The organism is Paraburkholderia solisilvae (assembly GCF_902859875.1).
Lineage (GTDB): Bacteria > Pseudomonadota > Gammaproteobacteria > Burkholderiales > Burkholderiaceae > Paraburkholderia > Paraburkholderia solisilvae.
The window spans coordinates 22,706-42,970 of record NZ_CADIKF010000051.1 but is presented as its reverse complement, the minus strand read 5'-3'; the positions used below and the strand labels follow the sequence as shown (position 1 = coordinate 42,970).

The 20,265-nt window shown below is 59.5% G+C and carries 21 protein-coding genes and 2 pseudogenes; 10 read left to right on the top strand and 13 right to left on the bottom strand.

Annotated elements, in window-relative coordinates; translation table 11 throughout:
- Nucleotides 1–71: 71 nt before the first annotated feature.
- Together HV675_RS25460 and HV675_RS33010 are read left to right on the top strand one after the other, a co-directional pair.
- Nucleotides 72–1,322 (top strand): IS4 family transposase, encoded by a 1,251-nt coding sequence (locus HV675_RS25460; RefSeq protein ID WP_217478252.1) that lies wholly within the window; start codon nt 72–74, stop codon nt 1,320–1,322.
- Nucleotides 1,240–1,506 carry an IS4 family transposase gene (locus HV675_RS33010; RefSeq protein WP_377700488.1) on the top strand — a complete coding sequence of 89 codons (267 nt, stop codon included), beginning with the start codon at nt 1,240–1,242 and terminating at the stop codon, nt 1,504–1,506. The genes HV675_RS25460 and HV675_RS33010 overlap by 83 nt, the downstream gene beginning before the upstream one ends.
- A 70-nt stretch (nt 1,507–1,576) precedes the next feature.
- On the opposite strand, the gene HV675_RS25455 is transcribed toward HV675_RS33010, so the two are convergent.
- The 10 genes and pseudogenes from HV675_RS25455 to HV675_RS25410 form a co-directional block, all read right to left on the bottom strand.
- Nucleotides 1,577–2,338 (bottom strand): AraC family transcriptional regulator, encoded by a 762-nt coding sequence (locus HV675_RS25455; RefSeq protein ID WP_377700487.1) that lies wholly within the window; start codon nt 2,336–2,338, stop codon nt 1,577–1,579.
- A gap of 1,751 nt (nt 2,339–4,089) precedes the next feature.
- A complete protein-coding gene (locus HV675_RS25450) occupies nt 4,090–4,389 on the bottom strand; it encodes a hypothetical protein (RefSeq protein ID WP_175114221.1) in 300 nt (99 codons plus the stop codon).
- A gap of 157 nt (nt 4,390–4,546) precedes the next feature.
- Entirely contained in the window at nt 4,547–4,771 is a 225-nt protein-coding gene (locus tag HV675_RS25445) for a hypothetical protein (RefSeq protein ID WP_175114220.1), read from the bottom strand.
- Between the two features lie 27 nt (nt 4,772–4,798).
- Nucleotides 4,799–5,326: pseudogene (locus HV675_RS25440) on the bottom strand (recombinase family protein); the annotation flags it as partial.
- A 617-nt stretch (nt 5,327–5,943) separates the two neighbouring features.
- Nucleotides 5,944–6,213 (bottom strand): DUF6953 family protein, encoded by a 270-nt coding sequence (locus tag HV675_RS25435; protein WP_217478251.1) that lies wholly within the window; start codon nt 6,211–6,213, stop codon nt 5,944–5,946.
- A complete protein-coding gene (locus tag HV675_RS25430) occupies nt 6,210–6,410 on the bottom strand; it encodes a YodC family protein (protein WP_175114218.1) in 201 nt (66 codons plus the stop codon). Before HV675_RS25430 ends, HV675_RS25435 begins: the two co-directional genes overlap by 4 nt.
- A gap of 380 nt (nt 6,411–6,790) precedes the next feature.
- Nucleotides 6,791–7,168, bottom strand: a complete 378-nt coding sequence (locus tag HV675_RS25425; RefSeq protein WP_175114217.1) for a hypothetical protein — start codon at nt 7,166–7,168, stop codon at nt 6,791–6,793.
- Between the two features lie 98 nt (nt 7,169–7,266).
- On the bottom strand, nt 7,267–8,301 hold the full coding sequence (locus HV675_RS25420) for a hypothetical protein (RefSeq protein ID WP_175114216.1): 1,035 nt from the start codon (nt 8,299–8,301) through the stop codon (nt 7,267–7,269).
- Nucleotides 8,302–8,810: 509 nt separating this feature from the next.
- Nucleotides 8,811–9,518, bottom strand: coding sequence for a lysozyme inhibitor LprI family protein (locus tag HV675_RS25415; protein ID WP_175114215.1), 708 nt, complete (start codon nt 9,516–9,518; stop codon nt 8,811–8,813).
- Between the two features lie 139 nt (nt 9,519–9,657).
- The gene (locus HV675_RS25410) at nt 9,658–9,885 is read right to left on the bottom strand and encodes a hypothetical protein (RefSeq protein WP_175114214.1); all 228 of its coding nucleotides are present in this window, start codon (nt 9,883–9,885) and stop codon (nt 9,658–9,660) included.
- 200 nt (nt 9,886–10,085) lie between these two features.
- Here HV675_RS25410 and HV675_RS25405 point away from each other — a divergent pair, with 200 nt between their 5' ends.
- From HV675_RS25405 to ftsB, 7 genes and pseudogenes are all read left to right on the top strand, one after another.
- Nucleotides 10,086–10,454, top strand: coding sequence for a helix-turn-helix domain-containing protein (locus tag HV675_RS25405; RefSeq protein WP_175114213.1), 369 nt, complete (start codon nt 10,086–10,088; stop codon nt 10,452–10,454).
- A gap of 255 nt (nt 10,455–10,709) precedes the next feature.
- Nucleotides 10,710–10,898: pseudogene (locus tag HV675_RS25400) on the top strand (hypothetical protein); the annotation flags it as partial.
- Nucleotides 10,899–11,001: 103 nt separating this feature from the next.
- A complete protein-coding gene (locus tag HV675_RS25395) occupies nt 11,002–11,805 on the top strand; it encodes an alpha/beta fold hydrolase (RefSeq protein WP_175114212.1) in 804 nt (267 codons plus the stop codon).
- Nucleotides 11,806–12,185: 380 nt separating this feature from the next.
- Entirely contained in the window at nt 12,186–13,871 is a 1,686-nt protein-coding gene (gene pyrG / locus HV675_RS25390) for a CTP synthase (RefSeq protein ID WP_175114211.1), read from the top strand.
- Nucleotides 13,868–14,722 carry a 3-deoxy-8-phosphooctulonate synthase gene (kdsA, locus tag HV675_RS25385; protein ID WP_175114210.1) on the top strand — a complete coding sequence of 285 codons (855 nt, stop codon included), beginning with the start codon at nt 13,868–13,870 and terminating at the stop codon, nt 14,720–14,722. Before pyrG ends, kdsA begins: the two co-directional genes overlap by 4 nt.
- A 233-nt stretch (nt 14,723–14,955) precedes the next feature.
- Complete coding sequence (eno, locus tag HV675_RS25380) at nt 14,956–16,239, top strand: phosphopyruvate hydratase (protein ID WP_075156776.1); 1,284 nt, start codon at nt 14,956–14,958, stop codon at nt 16,237–16,239.
- A gap of 88 nt (nt 16,240–16,327) precedes the next feature.
- Nucleotides 16,328–16,774 (top strand): cell division protein FtsB, encoded by a 447-nt coding sequence (ftsB, locus tag HV675_RS25375; RefSeq protein WP_175114209.1) that lies wholly within the window; start codon nt 16,328–16,330, stop codon nt 16,772–16,774.
- A gap of 171 nt (nt 16,775–16,945) precedes the next feature.
- On the opposite strand, the gene HV675_RS25370 is transcribed toward ftsB, so the two are convergent.
- From HV675_RS25370 to HV675_RS25360, 3 genes are all read right to left on the bottom strand, one after another.
- Nucleotides 16,946–17,317 (bottom strand): hypothetical protein, encoded by a 372-nt coding sequence (locus HV675_RS25370; RefSeq protein ID WP_175114208.1) that lies wholly within the window; start codon nt 17,315–17,317, stop codon nt 16,946–16,948.
- 257 nt (nt 17,318–17,574) lie between these two features.
- Nucleotides 17,575–18,528, bottom strand: a complete 954-nt coding sequence (gene hslO, locus HV675_RS25365; protein ID WP_175114207.1) for an Hsp33 family molecular chaperone HslO — start codon at nt 18,526–18,528, stop codon at nt 17,575–17,577.
- Between the two features lie 58 nt (nt 18,529–18,586).
- Entirely contained in the window at nt 18,587–19,111 is a 525-nt protein-coding gene (locus tag HV675_RS25360; protein ID WP_175114206.1) for a gamma carbonic anhydrase family protein, read from the bottom strand.
- A gap of 303 nt (nt 19,112–19,414) precedes the next feature.
- Here HV675_RS25360 and HV675_RS25355 point away from each other — a divergent pair, with 303 nt between their 5' ends.
- On the top strand, nt 19,415–20,260 hold the full coding sequence (locus HV675_RS25355; RefSeq protein ID WP_175114205.1) for a ferritin-like domain-containing protein: 846 nt from the start codon (nt 19,415–19,417) through the stop codon (nt 20,258–20,260).
- Nucleotides 20,261–20,265 lie beyond the last annotated feature (5 nt).

Here is a 20,265-nt window from a genome sequence, read left to right as displayed (position 1 = left end):
CTTGCAATCACCCACATCTTCGCCGCGAAACCTGGTAACCTGGCATACGTCATGTTCCGTGTGTAAACAAGATGGCCGGCAAGCGACAGGCGGATGATCGGTCGTGGTTGGATCTTGAAGTCCAGGGAAGCGAATTCCAGGACACACGGTTGCGCCGCCGCTTCGCAATGCTGCTCGAAAAGCTGTGGGACGGTATGGGGCATACTATTCCGTTTGCGTGTCAGGACTGGGCTTCGACCAAGGCCGCGTACCGGTTTTTGTCGAACGTCCGCGTCAGCGAACACGATATCCTGAGCGGGCATTTCCAGGCGAGCGCTGAACGAGTGAAGGCCACCTGTGGGCCGGTGCTCATCCTGCAGGACACGACCACGTTCTCGTACCAACGGGAGCGTCCCGAACTCATCGGCTACACCGGCAAGACGACCCTGCGAACGGGAAAAAAGCGGCGTGGGTCCGCGACAGCCGCTCACGCAATGACGCATCCTTATGCATCCGAGTCTGGTTGTCACTGCCGATGGATTGCCACTTGGCCTGGCGGCGGTGAAGTTCTGGACGAGAAAGCAATTCAAAGGGCGTCGGAACTCAAGCGCCATGTCAATCCCACGCGCGTACCGATTGAGGAAAAGGAAAGCTGGCGCTGGCTGGAGAATATGCGTCAGTCGACTGAGCTTCTCGACGATCCTGTGCGCTGCATTCACATCGGTGACCGGGGAAACGATATTTACGAGCTGTTCTGCACCGCATACGATCTTTGCACCCACTTTCTCGCGCGCACCTGCGTCGACAGGCTCGCGGGAGAGGGGCAGCACACGATCTCCAAAGCCATGCAGCAGGTTCAGGTCAAGGGGCTCCATCGCGTCGAGCTTCGCGACGCGAAAGGTCGACCGATGACCGTGACACTTGAACTTCGCTATCAGCAAATGACTGTTCTGCCCGCCATCGGCAAGCAAAGCCGCTACCCTGCGCTACAACTAACAGTCCTTCACGCACAGGAGCGCAATGCGCCGCCCGGGCGTGCTCGCGTTGAGTGGAAACTGATCACCAACCTGCCGGTACGCTCACGTGCCGAGGCAATTGAGATGCCCGACTGGTATGCGATGCGCTGGAAAATCGAGACGTTCCACAAAAATCCTGAAATCGGGCTGCAAAGCCGAAGAGTCCCGGCTTCGCACAGCCGACAGGCTAACGAACCTGATCGCAGTCTTCTGCATCCTGAGCTGGCGCATATTCTGGCTCATCATGCTCGGCCGATCGGCGCCACAGGCCGACGTCGAACTTGCGTTCACGCACGCCGAAATCGAACTGCTCGAACGGCTTGTTAGTGACACGCCTCAAAATGCTCAGGCACCACCCATGGCGCGCAACGTCATCAGGCTCGCTCAGCTCGGCGGCTATCTTGTGCGAGCCAGCGATCCACCGCCGGGCAATACCATGATGTGGTGCGGCATGCGACATCTTACTGACATTCGGATCGGCTATGAGCTTGCGCTAAAAAGATGTGGGTAATTGCAATCTTGGGACACCGCTTACGTCCGTAGAGGATGCGTGAGTGTTGGTCATGTATGGCGCGAGGCGGTTAGAGTGACCTATTATGGCGAACAGCTTGAACCTCCAGGTCGGACGTTTGCGCTTCCTCGTCTGCTTGCGAGAGGACTAGCTCCTTCGGAGTGATCCCATATCGTTCTTTGAATACTCGGCAAAAATGCGCGTGAGTTGTAAATCCGCAGTTGTGTGCGATCTCGCCGATCTTGCCAAGATTTCGGCCGCCATGTTTAAGGGCATCCGTTGCCATTTCAAGACGGCGGTCGAGCACATATCGCATGAGCGATTGCCCCTCCTCCTTCGTAAAGAGCCGGTTGAGATGAGAGTCGGATACATGTGCCGCCGCGGCGATAACTGTCGGATCGAGGCCTGCGTTGCGAAGGTTTCGTTGGATAAAACGCTTTGCGCGGAAAACCGTCGCGCCCCCGCTACGTATTTTTTGCGGCTCGCACAAAAACAAATCGACCACATCAAGGAAGTGCTCTCCTTGGCGGCGCCGCACTTGCGAGCTCGGTGCGCCTTTTTGTGCAGCGACTGCTACGATCAGGTCAATGACCGCGCGAACATCGGGGGATTCCATATTCGGCGCGAAGAAGCCTTGCACCTGATGACGGAGGCCACGCTCTTGTAGCACATTTTTTGAAAAACACAATACAACTAGGTCCACCGGTTCAATGAAAACTTGTTTGCAGGGAACCGACGGGTCCAGTAATACCGCGTCGCCCGCATTGAATTCACGAAGGCCGCTCTCGGACTCCACCAACATCGTGCCTCGTGTCACGACCGTGATGCTCATTCGTGAAGTGGCTGCTGTGTCAATCGGAAAAAAGGACAGGTTAGCAAGCCGTGCTGTTGTGATCCCGACTTGGCCTAGTGTCCATGTAGTTGTGCGTGTACCTGCCGGATTTCCTCGGCCAAAATCGCAAGTCAGTCGATAGGTACTTGAGCAGCGTTCACGCCATATATCGGCGTCGCGTACGCTGCTCAACGAATTGACCAAAATAGGTTGGCTTTGCATACGAAGATAACCGGCAAATTAGGTACAGGATTCATCCAGGCCCGATTAGGCACGCGCGCGTACTGCACGCCGTCTGGTGTTGTCGTATTTTCGAGTGTCGCATGGCTGCCTCAGCTTATGCAGCTTAGGGACATTGCGGCATCACGTTCTCCAATTCGTCTTGGACTACACTCTCGCGCGCCGACGAGAACCTCGGCGATAGCCCAAAGTCGCTGGCGCCGCGCAGATACGTCGCCTCGGCTACTTCAGTGCGAGTCTACGCATACATCGGATGCTACTATCCAACGGCAACCAAGTGGTTGTGCAACTGACGGCTCACAGGCCGTACCCAATGCGGCGGATTGCACCTCCAGCGCGGTCAGCGCCGGGTAGCAACGGCGCATCACAGCACCACCGTCCCCTAAGAACCATACGTGAGACTTTCGCCTCATACGGCTCAAGCCCAATGAGGCCCCGTTTTCGGGACCGGCAATCCTCAATTTTCATCGAACGACGGCCTTCGTCGGCTATTGCACTACGTGGTTCTCAATATGGGAACGGAGAACCGTCAATGTTGCCGACGGTAACTCACTTGCTGGACCCAGGTAATACCTTGAGGACACGATTAGAATCATTGCAGCCTGCCAACGATCACTGCGCCTGGTGGAAGGCTGCACGCTTTCGCGATCGGACAAAGCTTGAATCCGTATCCCGACCGCTACAGCCGGGCATTCGCTTTTTCCACTTTCCTCTACCCGCTCCACCAGCAGCTTCCCCTGCCTTCTCCGATGCCCCGGAGGATCGGCGGTGAATCGGGCTTACCGTGTTCCACATAGATGACAAAGAGTAATTTAGGTTCTGCCTGTATGCCGGCAATCTGATGTCCATGTCTCCCAGAGACGAGGGAATAACCGACCGCGCGCCTTTTGGATCGAGCCTGAGCATCTTTGGCTTGTTGCTGTGACGACACATCCAACGGCAGTTCGATTCCTCTAACGTTGTTACTGAACCTGGCACCACCTCCGCCTGATGCTGGCAGAGAACAATGCCCCCTCTCGGGAGCGTTGCAGCTCCCGAGAGCAGATTACATTGTCGGGGTGGCTTCATACATGGTCGTTACCGACCATGCATGCACCCTTAGGTTACGGCTGATGGACAGCTGGTTTCTCCACCCCTGTGCTAGCAGGTGAAACAATCACCTATGCGACTTCACGTCGCAACGCCCCATCCAACCAAGCCTACTTGACGCAAACCGGGTCGAAGTACTTCTTGATTAACACTCAAAGTGCAACGCTTATTCCGTGTTAGATCGAAAAATATCAATCGCCTTTCAATTTGCGGAATAAATTGCGATATCTGACGCCCGCGCAGTTTGCACGGGCACATGAAGTAACCCAGCAGGTTTTAACCTAGGGCTCTAACTGCGTTCCGGACTAAGACCGGGGGCAGGTCACCAACACCGTGCGCGAGCCGTACAGCGGCGCGGATTTGAAATCACGCGCTGTCTTCCGCCTGACTGGCTTCCCGTTTCGCTTCTTCGGCGACCGCGTTCACTTCATCTTCGTCAAGATTCGTGAAGCGATGTAGTTCCGTTCCGCCCCGGCACGCACCAGCAGATGGACTGCGATTAGCAACAGCATCCCGATCACATCTGGGGCAGCCGGGCTGCAATGTTCGAGTTCAGTCATGCGCTCGCGGCCAGCGTGACGTGCGATCAGACTTGTGAGGCTCGTATGAACGAACGCGCACAGAATGCGGTAATTGATATAGGCCGGGCCAAGGTTGGCGCGCTTCGGCTTTTCTTCGATGGCGGGCTTTTCATATCCGGCCTTGCGAAGGCCCTTGCGCACGGGTTCTTCGCGTTCGATCCATTGGGCGAGCGTCGCGACGATGTCTTCTGAAACGTCTTCAAGTTGCGCATAGCCATTGAACAGCGCGACGTTATTCCGGGCGTTCTCGTAGCGCAGTTAATCGAGATAATCAGCGTTCGCCGACAGGTCCATGAGGTCAGCGACGCCTTCGAGCATCGAACGGATCGGTTCCGCCGCATGGCTTGCGTGACTGGCATCGATAAGGCATAGCGACCGCGCGGAACTGCTCAAAGATTGTCAATATGAGGCAAGTGCCGATGCGCACTTCGCCCGCATCGGCGACATTTGCACGCTCGATCAGTCCATCGAATATTTCAAGGATCGTCGTCGCGGCGGCGCGTGCCGGCCCGGGCTTTGTCATCTGATCAAGCTCGGCATCGTTGATCTACTTCGCGCGGCCCGTGTACTTACCTGCGGCCTTGGCATGCTCGATGCACTTGGCTTGCATTTCACGCCGGTTGAGAAAGTCGGCTTCGCCTTGTGCACCCAAGAAGGCCAGCACGGCGTCTCTAGTGGTCTTGGCGATTGCGTCAGTAGCTCGGCCATCGAACGTCATGCCGTTGAGCGTGCAACGAACCAGCACGCCTTTGTTCATGAGACGGCGCATGGTCGTGTGCAGTTCATCGTAGCGGCGGCTGATACGGTCGAGCCAACGAACTACTAGCACATCGCCGGCGCGAAGACAGCGTTCAAGGTTTGCCCATTGCTTGCGGTCGAGTGGCGCGACGTGGAAGCCGCTTACGCCTTCGTCAACATAGACGGTGGCCGGGTCAATCTTCAGGGCTTGCGCTTCGTTGATCTGCGTGGCAATGGTCTGGCTGTCAGTCGTGCTGACTCGACCGTAAAAAACGTTTGGGACAGGGAATGGAGTACTGGTGTCAATAGAATGGGGTGTCGAATTGTGGCGCGGTGTCATAATACAATCAACCCTAATGGCACCAAGTTTTGAATACCTTTTCGTGGTTTCAATTCGGTATACCCTAGTGAACTAGTTTCGAACGGATATTTTTAAAGATTATCGTCTTTGGAGTGAAAACTCCGGAAACCACGCCGACAAAGACAAGCTTAGGTTTCTGGAGGGTTTTCGAAAGATGTATGGCTTTACTGATGTGCGACCGGCAGACAAACGTGTTTTTTCGCGGAAGAGGTAAAAAAATGGATACTTTTTGACTCGGGAAATATGTATAGGCGCAGGGGATATAGAAAAATTTCGAGTATTCGTAATCAGCGGATGTTCGTTATGCAGGCTACATCGTGAATATCAATCTAAGTTGGACCTAGAATGATCAACGTCACCCGACCTACCGAGACTGGCATAACGCGCTGGCGTCTTGATGCATGCGCCACGTATGCAGCCAGTCCCGAAGCGTGGCGATAACGGGAATGGCGAGAAGTTGGACTGCGACAAGTAGCGCAAAGCGTGGCAACGGGACGGGCAGGCGGAGCCGTTCGCGGATCGGCTGCTCTATACGAGAATCCATTCGATGCAGTATGAATTCAAGCCCTTGGGCGGTGCAGCCGAATTCTGCCGACTCAGCCGCGCGCTTCACGCCCCGGTTCGTCTTCAGCAACCCGGTATCGCCAGTAGCGATCCGGTTTAACCCAGACAACCGTGGTCTCGGTGAGCTTCCGAAACTCAGCGAGCACCTGCTTACCGATCACTAGATTGCCATCAGTATTCTCAGTCGCGAGGTCTTCCCGCGCCGCCTTTACGAGGTGATCGACCACGTCGTCTTGGTAGATGCACCCATCGCGCTCCAACTCGCCCAACATCCAGTGGGCAACGTCCGACGCGGTCATCATTCCGGGTCAGTTGACACGGAGCGAACAAGCACCAAAGACTCCGGCGCAAAGTCGCCGCTTTCGAGCTTTTTCCCTGCGAACCATTGGCATCGAAACACGCCGCCGCTGATCGTACTGAAACTTTTGACAGCCATGTCGGGGCCACCCGAAACCAACTTGACGATATCCCCGACGTTAAATTTGTCGCTCGCGCTCATCTTTATCTCCATTGTGTTTGCCGGAGAGGGCTCCCCGAATCACGGTATATAGGGGCCGCATCCGTGGTTTCAATAGGTAATTGCGGTTGAACGATGAAGACAGCCTATGTGAATTCGACGGTTTTGCGCTGTTATATTGCTTGTCGAGCGCGCTGCGAGCGTAACGTGCATCGACGAAAAAAGCCCGCTGAGATTGGGTCTCAGCGGGCATAGTGCAGGGCAGCATAGAAACAGATTTGGACCATATAGGCAAACAAGCCTACGCCCTGACGAGCTAGATGCTTGAGATATCGGCCAGTGGCTTCAGGCCATTACAGAAGGGGTGGGGCGCGAACGCGCCCGCTCATTGTCATCGGCGGGGATCAGGCATCACGCCTTTGTTACTCGTACAGGCCTTTCAGTGCGCCATCGGTAAATGTGCGCATTACCTCGATCGCTCGCCGCTCTGTCTTGAAGTCTCCTGTCGATCCGAGATAAGATATTAATCCACTCAATGCGGATATTGCCTCGCGCGCCTCTACCGGCGTCGCATTGCCTTGGATTATCCGTCTGTAGAGATCCATAATATCCGACTCCACAATTTTGTATAAATTGGAAAATCTAATTTCACTAACGATTATGTGTGCGTCGCCTCCGCGCGCCGTATCGGGGCAGGTGTTGATCTGATTGGTCGGCGATACGTCTTTTACCAGACGCTCAATCGCTTGCGATCCGTGATCAAACTGTGGAATTTCATTTTTCTGGGTATGCGTCTTCATGTATTTTTCCAGTTCTGTGAATATTTTCGGATATTCAATATATATATTTATGTGCCGGAAAGGCTGAGTATGCATTTCGGCGTGGTTAGGTCGCTGAATTATTGATTGGGATTTTCGAATGCTTCACGCGGGAAGAACGGCAACTCTTCAAGAGCGTCGATGGTGTCGTTAAATGCCGTGACCGGGTCGCACAGCTTGATTTCTGACTTGTCCCATAGCCGCTTTACGCGGGTGTGCATGGTGCGCGACGGTCGGTAGTCTTCGAGTGCCTTGTCAATGCCCACGGCGCGAACATGGCTAATGAACAGCTTCGCTTCGAGCAGTAGCTCGCGTCCGATTTCTTTTGATTGGTCGAACGGCTTCAGGTCGATATAGCGGAAGTCCAGCATTGCAAACCGGTTTGGCATCGTGTGCGCGAGATACAGCGGCAGGCCGTTCAGCTTGTCCCATCGGCATTCAACGCGCGTCACCGGCTTTCCGTCCAAGAGGCGCTGATAGATGCCAAGAATGCGCTCTTCCTCTTGCTCGGTCTTTGCGGCTTTCATCGCCTCAACCTGCCGATACTTCTGTTCGGTGTGCTTCTCGTACACACACGTTCGCGACGCAGAACCAAGTTTTCCGAAGTACATGCCGCTAGTCCGTCCGGGTATATCCGCATCGCCCACGGTCGAGTAGGTCTCGAAGTTGCGCGACCGCTTGTTGCTCACCAGCAGCGAATTCACCTCAAGGTCTTGAATATCGAGGGCGCTGTGGATCGCTTGCAGCTGCGCGGCGCGCAGAACAGCAGGGGCGTGGTTACCTAGCACACGGCAAAGGATCGAGTGGAAGGTCGATAGCTCGGCAGAGTAGTACCGCGCCGGATTCAAAGTGAAGGCAATTGCGCCCTTGCAAACGGTGGGATTCTGCGAACCGATACGGAGTATAGGGCGGTGGCCGAACGGGTTGCCGACGTGCGTTTGGAAGACGTGCTGATAGCCGCGTCTGGAATGCGGGAGCTTGACCAGCGTTCCTTCAGCCACCAGTGCTTCGATATTCGGCAGCAGGGCGTTAATCAGGCGTTCATGATTGTTGTAGTCTGTGCGCGTAGCGTAGGGCAACACGACAGAAAGCTTGTCGAGAACAGGCGAGTTCATTTTTGGATATTCCTTGTTGACCGGGAAAATTCCCTCGCCATGTATTTACTGATCGGTTTACGGTTTTCGTTTGGGACGTGAATTTTTCTTTGATACGGATGTTCGGGCCGTTCAATGCGTGGATTGCTGGCCAGCTCGGTGAGTAGTTACGAACCTTGAAAACCTTCAGGTGCGAACGATGCTTACGATTTGATCGGGACTGCGCGAAGCGCGAATGCGATCAATAGGCGAGGCACGTTCAGTGCGGACGGGCGCATTGCCATTCAGGGATTGATGGAAGCAGATGGTCGGCATGCAGGGAATCAGATGGATTCCCAGAAAGGCATTTCGTTCTGGAACAGGGAGTTAGTGCGGATAGTGGAGAGTTCCGTACCGTTAATATGACGCGCGCGACCCCTTATAGCGCCACTGATTCGTGTCGTGGGCGTTCAAAGCGAAAGCGCAAGCTAACTAGGGGCTTGCGCGCGGCGAACGATTCTCAGTGACTGGTTCGCGTGGCGGACTTCGGGTTATTGGAGTGTTGCTAGGGCGTTCGTGCAGTTGTGAACGTCGCCACGGGCAAACAAAATTGGAGTGAGCGCGCCGCCCAATTGACCGACGATTTTCTGCTTTAGATCTTGAGAGGCGCAGTATTGCGCTGCGGCCATTGTTTTTCCCTGCTTGGCCGCTTGTTGCATGGCTGCTTTAAATTTCGCGACGCCTTCCGCCGTGCTCTCACGGGATTTTGCTGCGGCCGCAGGATCGTTGTAATCGAGCCAGTTGGCGACATCGGCACCGCATATCTCCGACACGCGCACAATCTGCGCGCATGCGGGCGGCATTTGCTGCGCACTGTCTGGCTGCGCGAGAGTGTCATTCGATTCGATCTGGTTCGGGGCGGACTTATATGAAGAAAGCTCGTCCTCGTACTCTGTAAGCTGATTGTCGTACCAATCCGAAACGCACTTGGCGTCGTGGCACTTCTGGCGATCTTTCAACTCATTACGCGCCCATTCCTTGAAGGCTGGCTGGTCTGCAGCGACAGTCCTTGCCTTCTTGATCAAGTCGGCAAGCCGCACGTCCTTTGCCGCTAAGTCCTCGTTTTCGCAGATAAGGTGCTCTGAATCTGACTTTGCTTTAGAACAATCGAAGCTCGTCGGGTACGTCTGGGCGGCGGACTGCGCGTGTGCGCTTGCTGTGGTCATTGCGAGCGCGACGGCCAGAACGGTTTTTTTCATGTTCATTTCGTTTGTTGAATAAAGGTTCTATCAAAGTAAGGGGCAGGGCAGATTTGATGTCGCCACGCGCGTCGACAAGGCCTAGGAAAGCTTCCCGAGTATCTGCACGCTTGTCGATCGCGGGATCTTTCACGATGGTTTATAGGCTGCTCACTATCCGCGCTTTTACTGTTTCATATTCCGAATCACTGATAAGCCCTTGCTCAAGCATTTGCTTAGCTTTTTGAAGGCGTTTCATTGGAGCTTCATCCGCAGACGTTGAAGCTACATCGCCGCTTCCAAAGCTCCCTTGGAAGCCGCCCGCCTTCGCGCGCATCTCTTCCAACTCGCGGAAGTGCCGCTTTTCGCGCCAGGCTTCCGTGCTCATGTTGGTCTTACCTAATATCCAAATCGATTTTCAGCTCGGACCAAGCTTTCCGCGTTGGGCCGCCCAGCTGACATTCGGGATATCGGCAGTCATAAGGCAACATTTAGTGTTGATGACAACATTTTAATGTGTTAACTCGCATGCTGTGGTGACGCCACTATCTGTAGGGAATTTTTGTGGTGTTCAACACGAGGTGTCGCATGACAAGATCTGGGGCTCAGGAAGAAATCTTTGCGAAGCGAATTGGCCAGGCGTTGGCACGAGCACGCAACGCCGCGGCGATGACGCAGGAACAAGCCTCAGAATCGTTAGCCGTCAACACCGAAACAATCAGTCGCTTCGAGCGCGGACACACGCTTCCGCCTCTTGGGCGCCTTTTCGAATTAGCGACGTTATATGGCGTTCAACCCGAGACGCTCATCGCGGGTGGCGAAGCGCGATCGATCGACCCCGCATCGGACGTTGCGAAATTGATCAATGGCCTTTCGAGTGATGATCGAGAGTTTGTGCGGGACTGGGTAGCCGCAATGTGCGCGAGGCTCACTCCAGTAAAGAAACGAAAGGCGTAGTCGCGTTCCCCGGAGTGGCAAACGATCGCCAACCCGGTCAACCCGCACCTCGGCACGATCGGGTCAACTTCAGTAGCGCGAGGCGGCGCGGCCCTGCAGTGTGCCCACCTTGTGACCAAGTTGTGTCTTAACATATCGTAGAAAGGTTGAAGAACCTCTAAAAACCTAGCAATGGTCACAGTTCCGAGTTTGACCGGCGCAGAACTATTTTTTAAAAATCAATAACTTATAAGTCTATGTTGCACGGTTGGTGGGGTAGGCTATCGCAACCGTTTTCATCATCCTCATCCGGGCGTCTTTGCGCGCTATGTCGCGCGGCATATCGAACTGCCGCGCAGCGACACGGACGGGGCGGTGCGCATCGAAGCCGGCGTCGCGGGGCAGGGCACGCTGACGCTGGAGCGCTACCGGCACACGCGCCGCCGGTACTGGATGGACCCGTAAGCGTGCCCGTGCACGCGGCGCGCGCGTTCACTCACGGCGTCCGCATGCAAGCGAAGCACACATCCAGCAGCGGCGGCATAACGGCGAACGGAGACAGCAGCGCTTGAAAAACATCATTCATTTTTCACACGCGAACGGCTTCCCCGCGTCGACTTACCGCACGCTTTTCGCGGAGCTCGGCGACACCTGCGAGCTGCGTTACATCGAACGCATCGGTCACGATCCGCGCTTCCCGGTTACGCGCGACTGGCCGCATCTCGTCGAGCAGTTGCTCGACGAGATCGCGCGCGCGTACGAGCAGCCGGTATGGCTCGTCGGGCATTCGCTGGGCGGCTATCTGTCGCTGATGGCCGCGCTGAAAAAACCGCAGTGGGTGCGCGGCGTTGTGATGCTCGATTCGCCGGTGATTGCCGGCTGGCGCAGCAGCATGCTGCGCGTGTCGCAGTGGACCGGCCTCGACGAGCGGCTCTCGCCCGCGGCCGCGACGCGCAAGCGGCGCACCCACTGGCCGAGCCGCGACGACGCGTGGCGGCACTTCCACGCGAAGCCTGCGTTCGCGCGCTGGGACGAACGCGTGCTGTCCGACTACATCGACTTCGGTCTGCCGCAGTCGGCGCCCGACGGCACGCGCACGCTCGCGTTCGAGCGCGGCATCGAGTACCTGATCTACCGGACGCTGCCGCACACGCTCGGCTCGCGCCTTGCGCACGGCACGCCGGTGCCGGTCGCGCTGATCGCCGGCACGTCTTCGAAGGAAATCCGCCAGGTGGGACTCGCGGCCACTGCGCGCGCAACGGGCGGTCATATCGAATGGATCGACGGCAGTCATCTGTATCCGATGGAAAAGCCGCTCGAAACCGCGCGTGCGATTCAGCGAATGCTGCACGAACTGGACGATCGCGCGTAGCATGCACGAGTGGCGCCGGGCGCTTGCAAACCCGCGCAAGAGCTACGCAATGACTGCGCAATGAAGGTGCGCGCGCGGGTCGCGTCAACCACGATGCGCGGCTGGCGCACATGTCGCTTTCCTGTCGCGCGTGCGTCGCGGTTTCGTCGTCCGCGCGCGCTCGAGTGCGACGCGAACGGCATGCGCGGCCGCACCCGGCCGGACCTTTGGGCAGCCCTTGGCGCGGCTTGAATCGGCAAGTGCATGACACACGAAGCGGCACGCGAAGCCGACATCGGAGCGACACAGGAACGACACGAAGACGGCCCGGATCGAGCTTTTATTGCTGGGTCGGGACCCTGCTTTCAGGTATAATCCGTTTTTCCCGCGAGCATTCAGCGATGACCAAATATGTTTTCGTCACCGGCGGCGTAGTCTCCTCACTCGGCAAGGGTATTGCCGCCGCCTCCCTCGCCGCGATCCTCGAATCGCGCGGTCTCAAAGTCACCCTCCTCAAGCTCGATCCCTACATCAACGTCGACCCCGGCACGATGAGTCCGTTTCAACACGGCGAAGTGTTCGTGACGGAAGACGGCGCGGAGACGGATCTGGACCTCGGCCACTACGAGCGCTTCATCAGCACGAAGATGCGCAAGGCCAACAACTTCACCACCGGCCAGATCTACGAATCGGTTATCCGCAAGGAACGCCGCGGCGATTATCTGGGCAAGACGGTGCAGGTCATTCCGCACATCACGAACGAAATCCAGGCGTTTATCGAACGCGGCGCCGCATCGGCGACGTGCGGTGAGCCGGATGTCGCAATCGTCGAAGTGGGCGGCACCGTGGGCGACATCGAATCGCTGCCTTTTCTCGAGGCCGCGCGCCAGATGAGTCTGCGCCTCGGCCGCAACAGCGCGTGCTTCGTGCACCTCACGCTGGTGCCGTTCATCGCCACCGCGGGCGAACTGAAGACCAAGCCGACGCAGCACAGCGTACAGAAGCTGCGTGAAATCGGTATCTATCCGAACGTGCTGTTGTGCCGCGCGGACCGTCGCATTCCGGACGACGAACGCGCGAAGATCTCGATGTTTTCGAACGTGCCCGAAGATGCGGTTATCTCGGTGTGGGACGTCGACAGCATCTACAAGATTCCGCAGATGCTCAACGACCAGGGCCTCGACGGCATCATTTGCGACGAACTGAAGATCTCGCCGCCGCCGGCCGATCTGTCGATGTGGGCGCAACTCGTCAACAAGCTCGAAAACCCGAAGCACGAAGTGACGATCGGCATGGTCGGCAAGTACGTCGATCTGACCGAATCGTACAAGTCGCTGATCGAAGCGCTGCGCCATGCGTCGATTCATACCTCGACCAAGGTCAACATCGAGTACATCGATTCGGAAGAGGTCGAGGCGAACGGCGTCGACAGCCTCAAGCATCTGAACGCGGTGCTCGTGCCGGGCGGCTTTGGCCGGCGCGGCACCGAAGGCAAGATCGCGGCAATCCGCTATGCGCGCGAAGCGAAGGTGCCGTATCTGGGCATCTGCCTCGGCATGCAACTCGCGGTAATCGAATTCGCGCGCGATGTGGTCGGCCTCAAGGATGCGAACAGCACTGAGTTCGACGCCGCGACGCCGAACCGCGTCGTCGCGTTGATCACCGAGTGGTACGACCGCGAAGGCAAGGTCGAGAAGCGCACCGAGGAATCGGATCTCGGCGGCACGATGCGCCTGGGCTCGCAGCGCTGCCCGATCAAGCCCGGCACGATGGCCGCTGAAATTTACGGCAAGGACGTCAACGAGCGGCACCGTCACCGCTATGAAGTCAACAACCGCTTCGTGCCGCAGCTCGAAGCGGGCGGCCTCGTCATCAGCGCGCGCACGCCGAGCGAAGATCTGCCCGAAATGATGGAACTGTCGCGCGATATGCATCCGTGGTTCGTCGGCGTGCAGTTCCACCCGGAATTCACGTCCACGCCGCGCGACGGGCATCCGCTCTTCAAGGCGTTTGTCGAAGCCGCTCATGCGCACCAGCAGGCGCATCAGCAGGCACGCATGGAGGAGAAGAAAGAGGAGAAAGTATGAAGCTCGCCGACTTCGAGATCGGGCTCGACAAGCCGTTCTTTCTGATCGCCGGCACCTGCGTCGTCGAATCGGAACAGATGACGATCGACACCGCGGGCACGCTGAAGGAAATCTGCGCGAAGCTGAAAGTCCCGTTTATCTACAAGTCTTCGTACGACAAGGCGAACCGCAGCAGCGGCAAGTCGTTTCGCGGTCTGGGCATGGACGAAGGGCTGCGTATTCTTTCCGAAGTGAAGCGTCAGCTTGGCGTGCCGGTGCTGACCGATGTGCACAGCATCGAGGAAATCGAGCAGGTCGCCGCGACGGTCGACGTGCTGCAAACGCCCGCGTTCCTGTGCCGGCAGACCGACTTTATCCACGCGTGCGCGCGTTCGGGCAAGCCGGTCAACATCAAGAAAGGCCAGTTCCTCGCGCCGCACGACATGAAGAACGTGATCGACAAGGCGCGCGATGCGGCCCGTGAAGCCGGGCTTTCCGAAGACCGCTTCATGGCTTGCGAACGCGGTGTGTCGTTCGGCTATAACAACCTCGTGTCCGACATGCGCTCGCTTGCGATCATGCGCGAGACCGGCGCGCCGGTCGTGTTCGATGCAACGCACTCGGTGCAACTGCCGGGCGGGCAGGGCACGAGTTCCGGCGGGCAGCGCGAATTCGTGCCGGTGCTCGCGCGCGCGGCCGTCGCGACCGGCGTTGCGGGGCTGTTTATGGAGACGCACCCGAACCCCGCGCAAGCGAAGTCCGATGGCCCGAATGCCGTGCCGCTCTCGCGCATGGCCGATCTGCTCGAGACGCTGATTACGCTCGATCAGGCCGTGAAGCGCACGCCGTTTCTCGAGCACGATTTCAACTGATGCCGCGCGCCGTGCGTCAACCGCGTATCCGGATTCCGGCACACTGCGGGGCAGTTGGACACGCAGCTCGGCCGGCAATCCGCACAGCGTCCCGCGCAGGGTCCGCAATACATGGCGCGCATGCCGCGAGCCAACCGATCGCCGTCGCTCCGTGCGGCGCTGCGCAGGCCACGAGGCCGGCTCGCACCGCACGGTTCACCGTAATGAATCCACCGTAACTTCTTGAGGAAACCATGAGTGCTATCGTAGATATCATCGGTCGCGAGATTCTCGATTCGCGAGGCAACCCCACCGTCGAGTGCGACGTGCTGCTGGAATCGGGCACGATGGGCCGTGCGGCGGTGCCGTCGGGTGCGTCGACCGGTTCGCGTGAAGCGATCGAACTGCGCGACGGCGAAACGGGCCGCTATAGCGGCAAGGGCGTGCTGAAGGCGGTCGAACATATCAACACCGAAATCTCCGAGGCGATCATGGGCCTCGACGCGTCCGAGCAGGCGTTTCTCGACAAGACGCTGCTCGAGCTCGACGGCACCGACAACAAGTCGCGCCTCGGCGCCAACGCGCTGCTCGCGGTGTCGATGGCGGTCGCGAAGGCCGCGGCGGAAGAGGCCGGCCTGCCGCTGTACCGCTACTTCGGCGGCTCGGGCGCGATGCAACTGCCGGTGCCGATGATGAACATCGTGAACGGCGGCGCGCACGCGAACAACAGCCTCGACATCCAGGAATTCATGATCGTGCCGGTCAGCCAGCCGACCTTCCGCGAAGCGCTGCGTTGCGGCGCGGAAGTGTTCCACGCGCTGAAGAAAATTTTGTCGGATCGCGGCATGAGCACGGCCGTGGGCGACGAAGGCGGCTTCGCGCCGAACTTCGGCAGCAACGACGAGTGCCTGTCGACCATCCTGCAGGCAATCGAAAAAGCCGGCTACCGCGCCGGCGAAGACGTGCTGCTCGCGCTCGACTGCGCGGCAAGCGAGTTCTACCACGACGGCAAGTACCAGCTGGCGGGCGAGGGTCTGCAACTGTCGTCGGCGGAATTCACCGACTATCTGGCGACGCTCGCCGACAAATTCCCGATCGTATCGATCGAAGACGGCATGCACGAAAGCGACTGGGAAGGCTGGAAGCTCCTGACCGACAAGCTCGGCAAGAAAATCCAGCTGGTCGGCGACGACCTCTTCGTGACCAACACGCGCATCCTGAAGGAAGGCATCGAGAAGGGCATCGCGAACTCGATCCTGATCAAGATCAACCAGATCGGCACGCTGACCGAAACCTTCGCGGCAATCGAAATGGCCAAGCGCGCGGGCTATACCGCGGTGATCTCGCACCGTTCGGGCGAAACCGAAGACTCGACGATCGCGGATATCGCGGTCGGCCTGAATGCCGGGCAAATCAAGACGGGCTCGCTGTCGCGCAGCGACCGCATCTCGAAGTACAACCAGCTGCTGCGCATCGAGGAAGATCTCGGCGATATCGCGAGCTACCCGGGCAAATCCGCGTTCTACAATCTGCGTTGATTCGCGTAATCTGCTCCCGGTAGTCTGATTGACCCCGCCGCCCTGCGTCCAGCAGGGCGGTGGCGCATTCACTGATCAAAAAGCCTTCATGCGCCTTGTCACTGTCGTTCTGCTCGTCCTGCTGGTGCTGATCCAGGTTCCACTGTGGTGGGGACACGGAGGCTGGCTTCGCGTGCACGAACTGCGGCAGCAGCTGGATCAGCAACTGCAGAAAAACGCGGACGAGAAGGTTCGCAACGAGCGCATCGAAGGGGAAGTGCAGGATCTGCAGAATGGCAGCGCCGCGGTCGAGGAGCGTGCGCGCTACGAGATGGGGATGGTCAAGGACAGCGAAGTGTTCGTGCAGTTCGTGTCGCCGAATGCGCCGCTGCCGGCCTCGAATGCGCCCGGTTCGTCGATCTCGACGCGTGGCCAGATGTCGGCCGCGCCGGTGACGGTCGTGCCCAACCCGGAGTCGCGGCCGAAGGCTGAGCGCAACAAGCGCGGCGCGAAGAAGAACGCGGAAGAGAACGCGAAGAAGAAAGGCGCGGGTTGAACGGGCTTCGCCCGATAGCCCGTCAATCCGTCAATCCGTCAACCCGTCAATCCGTCAATAACGAATCGCGTGGCGCAGGCGCCTGCGCCTGCCGCCGCGCCATTATCAGCGCTGCCACCCGTGGCCGGTGCCAGCGCGGGTTGCCGCGCCGGTGTCAGCGCCGGTGCCACGTTACCAGCCCCATCCCCAGCCCGGATAGCCGTAGCCGATTCCGGTGCCCCAGCCGTGTCCCCATCCGCCGCTGTAGTAGCTGCCGTAGACGCTGACCGGCGCCGCGTAATAGCGTGACCACGCCTGTGCGGCGGCTTCGGCGGCGATCGCCTGATCCTGTTCGGCCAGCACCTGTTTGTCGATCGCGTCGTAGCGGGCGCGTTCCTCGGGCGTGAACGGGTGCGCGGCGGCCGTCGTGTCGAGTTGATCGGCGGGCAGGCGGCTGTAGATCGGCGACGGCCCCGGCGGGTCCATCATGCAACCCGCCAGCGTCACCGCGCCGCCGACGAGCAGCGGCGTCGCGGCGGCGCGCAGCCGGTTCCGTCGGTTCATCCGTTGAGGACGCCGTGGCGAAAGCGAATTCATGATGGCCTCCATCAGTCGGATGCCTAAGTAAAAGGAGCGGGCCTGTGCGCGCGAAGGAGCGCTGTCCGCGTGCCGCGCCGGGATTCATCTTGCCGCGCCGGCGAACGGCGGGCAAGACAGCGGCGGATATTGACAGGCCGAGTATGAGGTCAACAGCGAGGTCAGCCGCGAGGCCGGCCGCACGACCAGGCGCGCACCGCCTGCCGGCGCGCGCCCGGCCAGCCTCAGTGCCGCTGCCCGGCAGCCGGCGCTACTCCCTCTGAGAGCGCGCTTGCGACGAAAAGTTGCGCGACGTCGACCGGGTCGAACTCATAGCGCTGGTTGCAGAATTCGCAGTGAATTTCGACATGGCCGCGTTCCTCGATCACACTGTCGACTTCCTCGCGGCCGAGCATCTTCAACATTCCGCCGACCTTTTCACGCGAGCACGTGCATTCGAAGCGCGTATTCGTCGGCTCGAAATGGTAGACGTTCTCCTGCCAGAAGAGACGCCGGAACAGCGTCGCCGGCTCTTCGCCCAACAGCTCGTCTTGCGACAGCGTGCCGCCGAGCGTGCATACGCGGTCCCATGTATCGGCATCGAGTTCGCCCGGATGCGGGACGATGCCGCCGTCGCCGGGCAGCTTCTGCAGCAGCATGCCGACCGCCCGGTCGCTGTTCGCCGCGAGCCACAGGCGCGTGTCGAGCTGTTCCGAATGATGCATGTAGTGCTCGAGCACCTGCGCGATCGATTCGAGCGGCCCGTCTTCACCCGACAGCGGCACGATGCCCTGATACGGCTGTTGCCCCGGCTGCTTGTTGCTCGGGTCCAGCGTAATCACGCAGCGGCCGTGGCCGCTTGCATTGATGAGCTCGGGCAGCGTGACGTTTTCGCCGAGCGCGTCCGCGGAAAACTGCGCGGAAAACTTCGCGGTCGCACGCAGCGCCAGATTCGAATTGCACTGCACGACCAGCATCTTGACCGGGCCGTCGCCGTAGATCTGCATGATCAGCGTGCCGTCGAACTTCAGATTGGCCGACAGCAGCGCGCACGCGGCCATCATTTCGCCGAGTACCGTGCGCACGGGCGCCGGGTAATCGCGGCGCGTCAGCACCTCTTGCCATGTATTGTGCAGCGACACGATTTCGCCGCGTACCGGCGCCGTGCTGAACATGAATTTTTGCAACTGGTCACTCACAACTTTCCCTCGATGATGTCGCGCAGCGGGTGGAGGCCGGCGCAAATGCCGGCTGGCCTCACCCGACTCGCACAAGCTGCGCCTTGTAGAATTCACGGCGCGTGATGTAACCCTCGGTGGCGCGCCGCATGCCGGCGATATCCGCGTCCGTCAGCTCGCGCACGACTTTCGCCGGCGCGCCGAGAATCAGCGAATTGTCCGGAAACTGCTTGCCCTCGGTGACGACGGCGCCGGCGCCGACCAGACAGTTGCGGCCGATCACCGCGCCATTCAAGACAATGGCCTGAATCCCGATCAACGCGCCTTCCCGGATCGTGCAGCCGTGCAGCATCGCCTGATGGCCGACCGTCACGTTCGGCTCGATGGTGAGCGGGAAGCCGGGGTCGGTATGCAGTACCGCGTTCTCCTGAATGTTGCTGCCGGTGCCGACTACGATCGGCTCGTTGTCGGCGCGCAGCGATGCGCCGAACCAGATGCTCGCATTCTCTTCGACGGTCACTTTGCCGATCAGCGTCGCGGTATCCGCCACGAACACGCTTTCATGGACGGTGGGGGCTGCGTCGCCAAGCTTGTAGATTGCCACGGTGTCTCCCGGATAAGCAGGGGGCGTCGGCCGCCGTCGGCCGCGCCGCGGACTTCTTGCGGTGGCGCGCCGCGGGGTTGAAGCGCGTATTGTAAATGGTTGTGCCGCGCGGCCACGTGACGCTCTCACGGGGCCAGACCCATATTCGACCGGTCTGTTGCGGAGGTACGGCGCACTCTTGTGCCGCTATGGGTCCGTCGGCGGAGTTCCAGCCGCCTGTCCGTTCGGCTAGCATCGGGCACTGACCTGTTCTGTTCGACCGATTTCACCGATATGTCGCATCCCGCCGTTCCCGTTATCTCTATGGCTGATCTATCCGGCGGCTGCGCGCGCAGCGACGCGCTCGGCATCCTGCTTGAAACCGATCCACCTGCGAAGGCGCAGGCCGTGCAGGCGCTGCACGCGCGCGTGCGCGACGGCGCGGCACGCTGGAACCCGCCGCGCGTCATCGATGAGCCGACGGGCTTGCCCGGGCGTCCGGCGCGTCCTGAACTCGTCGAGCCGCGCAAGCTCGGACGGCGCAGCATGCAGTCGGAGCAGGGGCGTGCGGTGCTGCTGCACGCGCTCGCGCATATCGAGTTCAATGCGATCAACCTCGCACTCGATGCGGTCTGGCGTTTCGCCGGCATGCCGGCTGCGTTTTACGACGACTGGCTGAAGGTCGCGGCCGAAGAAGCGCATCACTTTTCGCTGCTGAGCGCGCGCCTTGCCGGGTTCGGCCATGCGTACGGCGATTTTCCCGCGCACGACGGCTTGTGGGACATGTGCGAGCGCACGCGCGGCGACGTGCTCGCACGGATGGCGCTCGTGCCGCGCACGCTCGAGGCGCGCGGCCTCGACGCCTCGCCGCCGATCCGCGCGCGCCTGCAGCAGGCGGGCGATCATGCGTCGGCGGCGATTCTCGACGTGATCCTGCGCGACGAGATCGGCCATGTGCTGATCGGCAACCGCTGGTTCCGCTATCTGTGCGAGCACGCGCAGCTCGAGCCGCACGAAACCTACCTGCGGCTGGCGGATGAATATCGTGCGCCGCGGCTGCGCGGCCCGTTCAATTTCGACGCGCGCCGCGCGGCGGGTTTCGACGAGGCCGAACTGGCCGCGCTGGCGGGGCTCGATCCGTCAACGGCGCAGCCTGATCGCGGTGTTTGAACGGT

What these genes read in the sequence shown, in the direction of transcription:
- HV675_RS25410 (WP_175114214.1), bottom strand. Translation starts at nt 9,885, where the DNA reads ATGAGCACGGAAGCCTGGCGCGAAAAGCGGCACTTCCGCGAGTTGGAA.
- ftsB (WP_175114209.1), top strand. Translation starts at nt 16,328, where the DNA reads ATGCGCCTTGTCACTGTCGTTCTGCTCGTCCTGCTGGTGCTGATCCAG.
- HV675_RS25370 (WP_175114208.1), bottom strand. Translation starts at nt 17,317, where the DNA reads ATGAACCGACGGAACCGGCTGCGCGCCGCCGCGACGCCGCTGCTCGTC.
- HV675_RS25460 (WP_217478252.1), top strand. Translation starts at nt 72, where the DNA reads ATGGCCGGCAAGCGACAGGCGGATGATCGGTCGTGGTTGGATCTTGAA.
- eno (WP_075156776.1), top strand. Translation starts at nt 14,956, where the DNA reads ATGAGTGCTATCGTAGATATCATCGGTCGCGAGATTCTCGATTCGCGA.
- HV675_RS25415 (WP_175114215.1), bottom strand. Translation starts at nt 9,518, where the DNA reads ATGAAAAAAACCGTTCTGGCCGTCGCGCTCGCAATGACCACAGCAAGC.
- HV675_RS25405 (WP_175114213.1), top strand. Translation starts at nt 10,086, where the DNA reads ATGACAAGATCTGGGGCTCAGGAAGAAATCTTTGCGAAGCGAATTGGC.
- pyrG (WP_175114211.1), top strand. Translation starts at nt 12,186, where the DNA reads ATGACCAAATATGTTTTCGTCACCGGCGGCGTAGTCTCCTCACTCGGC.
- HV675_RS25435 (WP_217478251.1), bottom strand. Translation starts at nt 6,213, where the DNA reads ATGATGACCGCGTCGGACGTTGCCCACTGGATGTTGGGCGAGTTGGAG.
- HV675_RS25420 (WP_175114216.1), bottom strand. Translation starts at nt 8,301, where the DNA reads ATGAACTCGCCTGTTCTCGACAAGCTTTCTGTCGTGTTGCCCTACGCT.
- HV675_RS25430 (WP_175114218.1), bottom strand. Translation starts at nt 6,410, where the DNA reads ATGAGCGCGAGCGACAAATTTAACGTCGGGGATATCGTCAAGTTGGTT.
- HV675_RS33010 (WP_377700488.1), top strand. Translation starts at nt 1,240, where the DNA reads ATGCTCGGCCGATCGGCGCCACAGGCCGACGTCGAACTTGCGTTCACG.
- HV675_RS25355 (WP_175114205.1), top strand. Translation starts at nt 19,415, where the DNA reads ATGGCTGATCTATCCGGCGGCTGCGCGCGCAGCGACGCGCTCGGCATC.
- HV675_RS25455 (WP_377700487.1), bottom strand. Translation starts at nt 2,338, where the DNA reads ATGAGCATCACGGTCGTGACACGAGGCACGATGTTGGTGGAGTCCGAG.
- HV675_RS25445 (WP_175114220.1), bottom strand. Translation starts at nt 4,771, where the DNA reads ATGACAAAGCCCGGGCCGGCACGCGCCGCCGCGACGACGATCCTTGAA.
- HV675_RS25425 (WP_175114217.1), bottom strand. Translation starts at nt 7,168, where the DNA reads ATGAAGACGCATACCCAGAAAAATGAAATTCCACAGTTTGATCACGGA.
- kdsA (WP_175114210.1), top strand. Translation starts at nt 13,868, where the DNA reads ATGAAGCTCGCCGACTTCGAGATCGGGCTCGACAAGCCGTTCTTTCTG.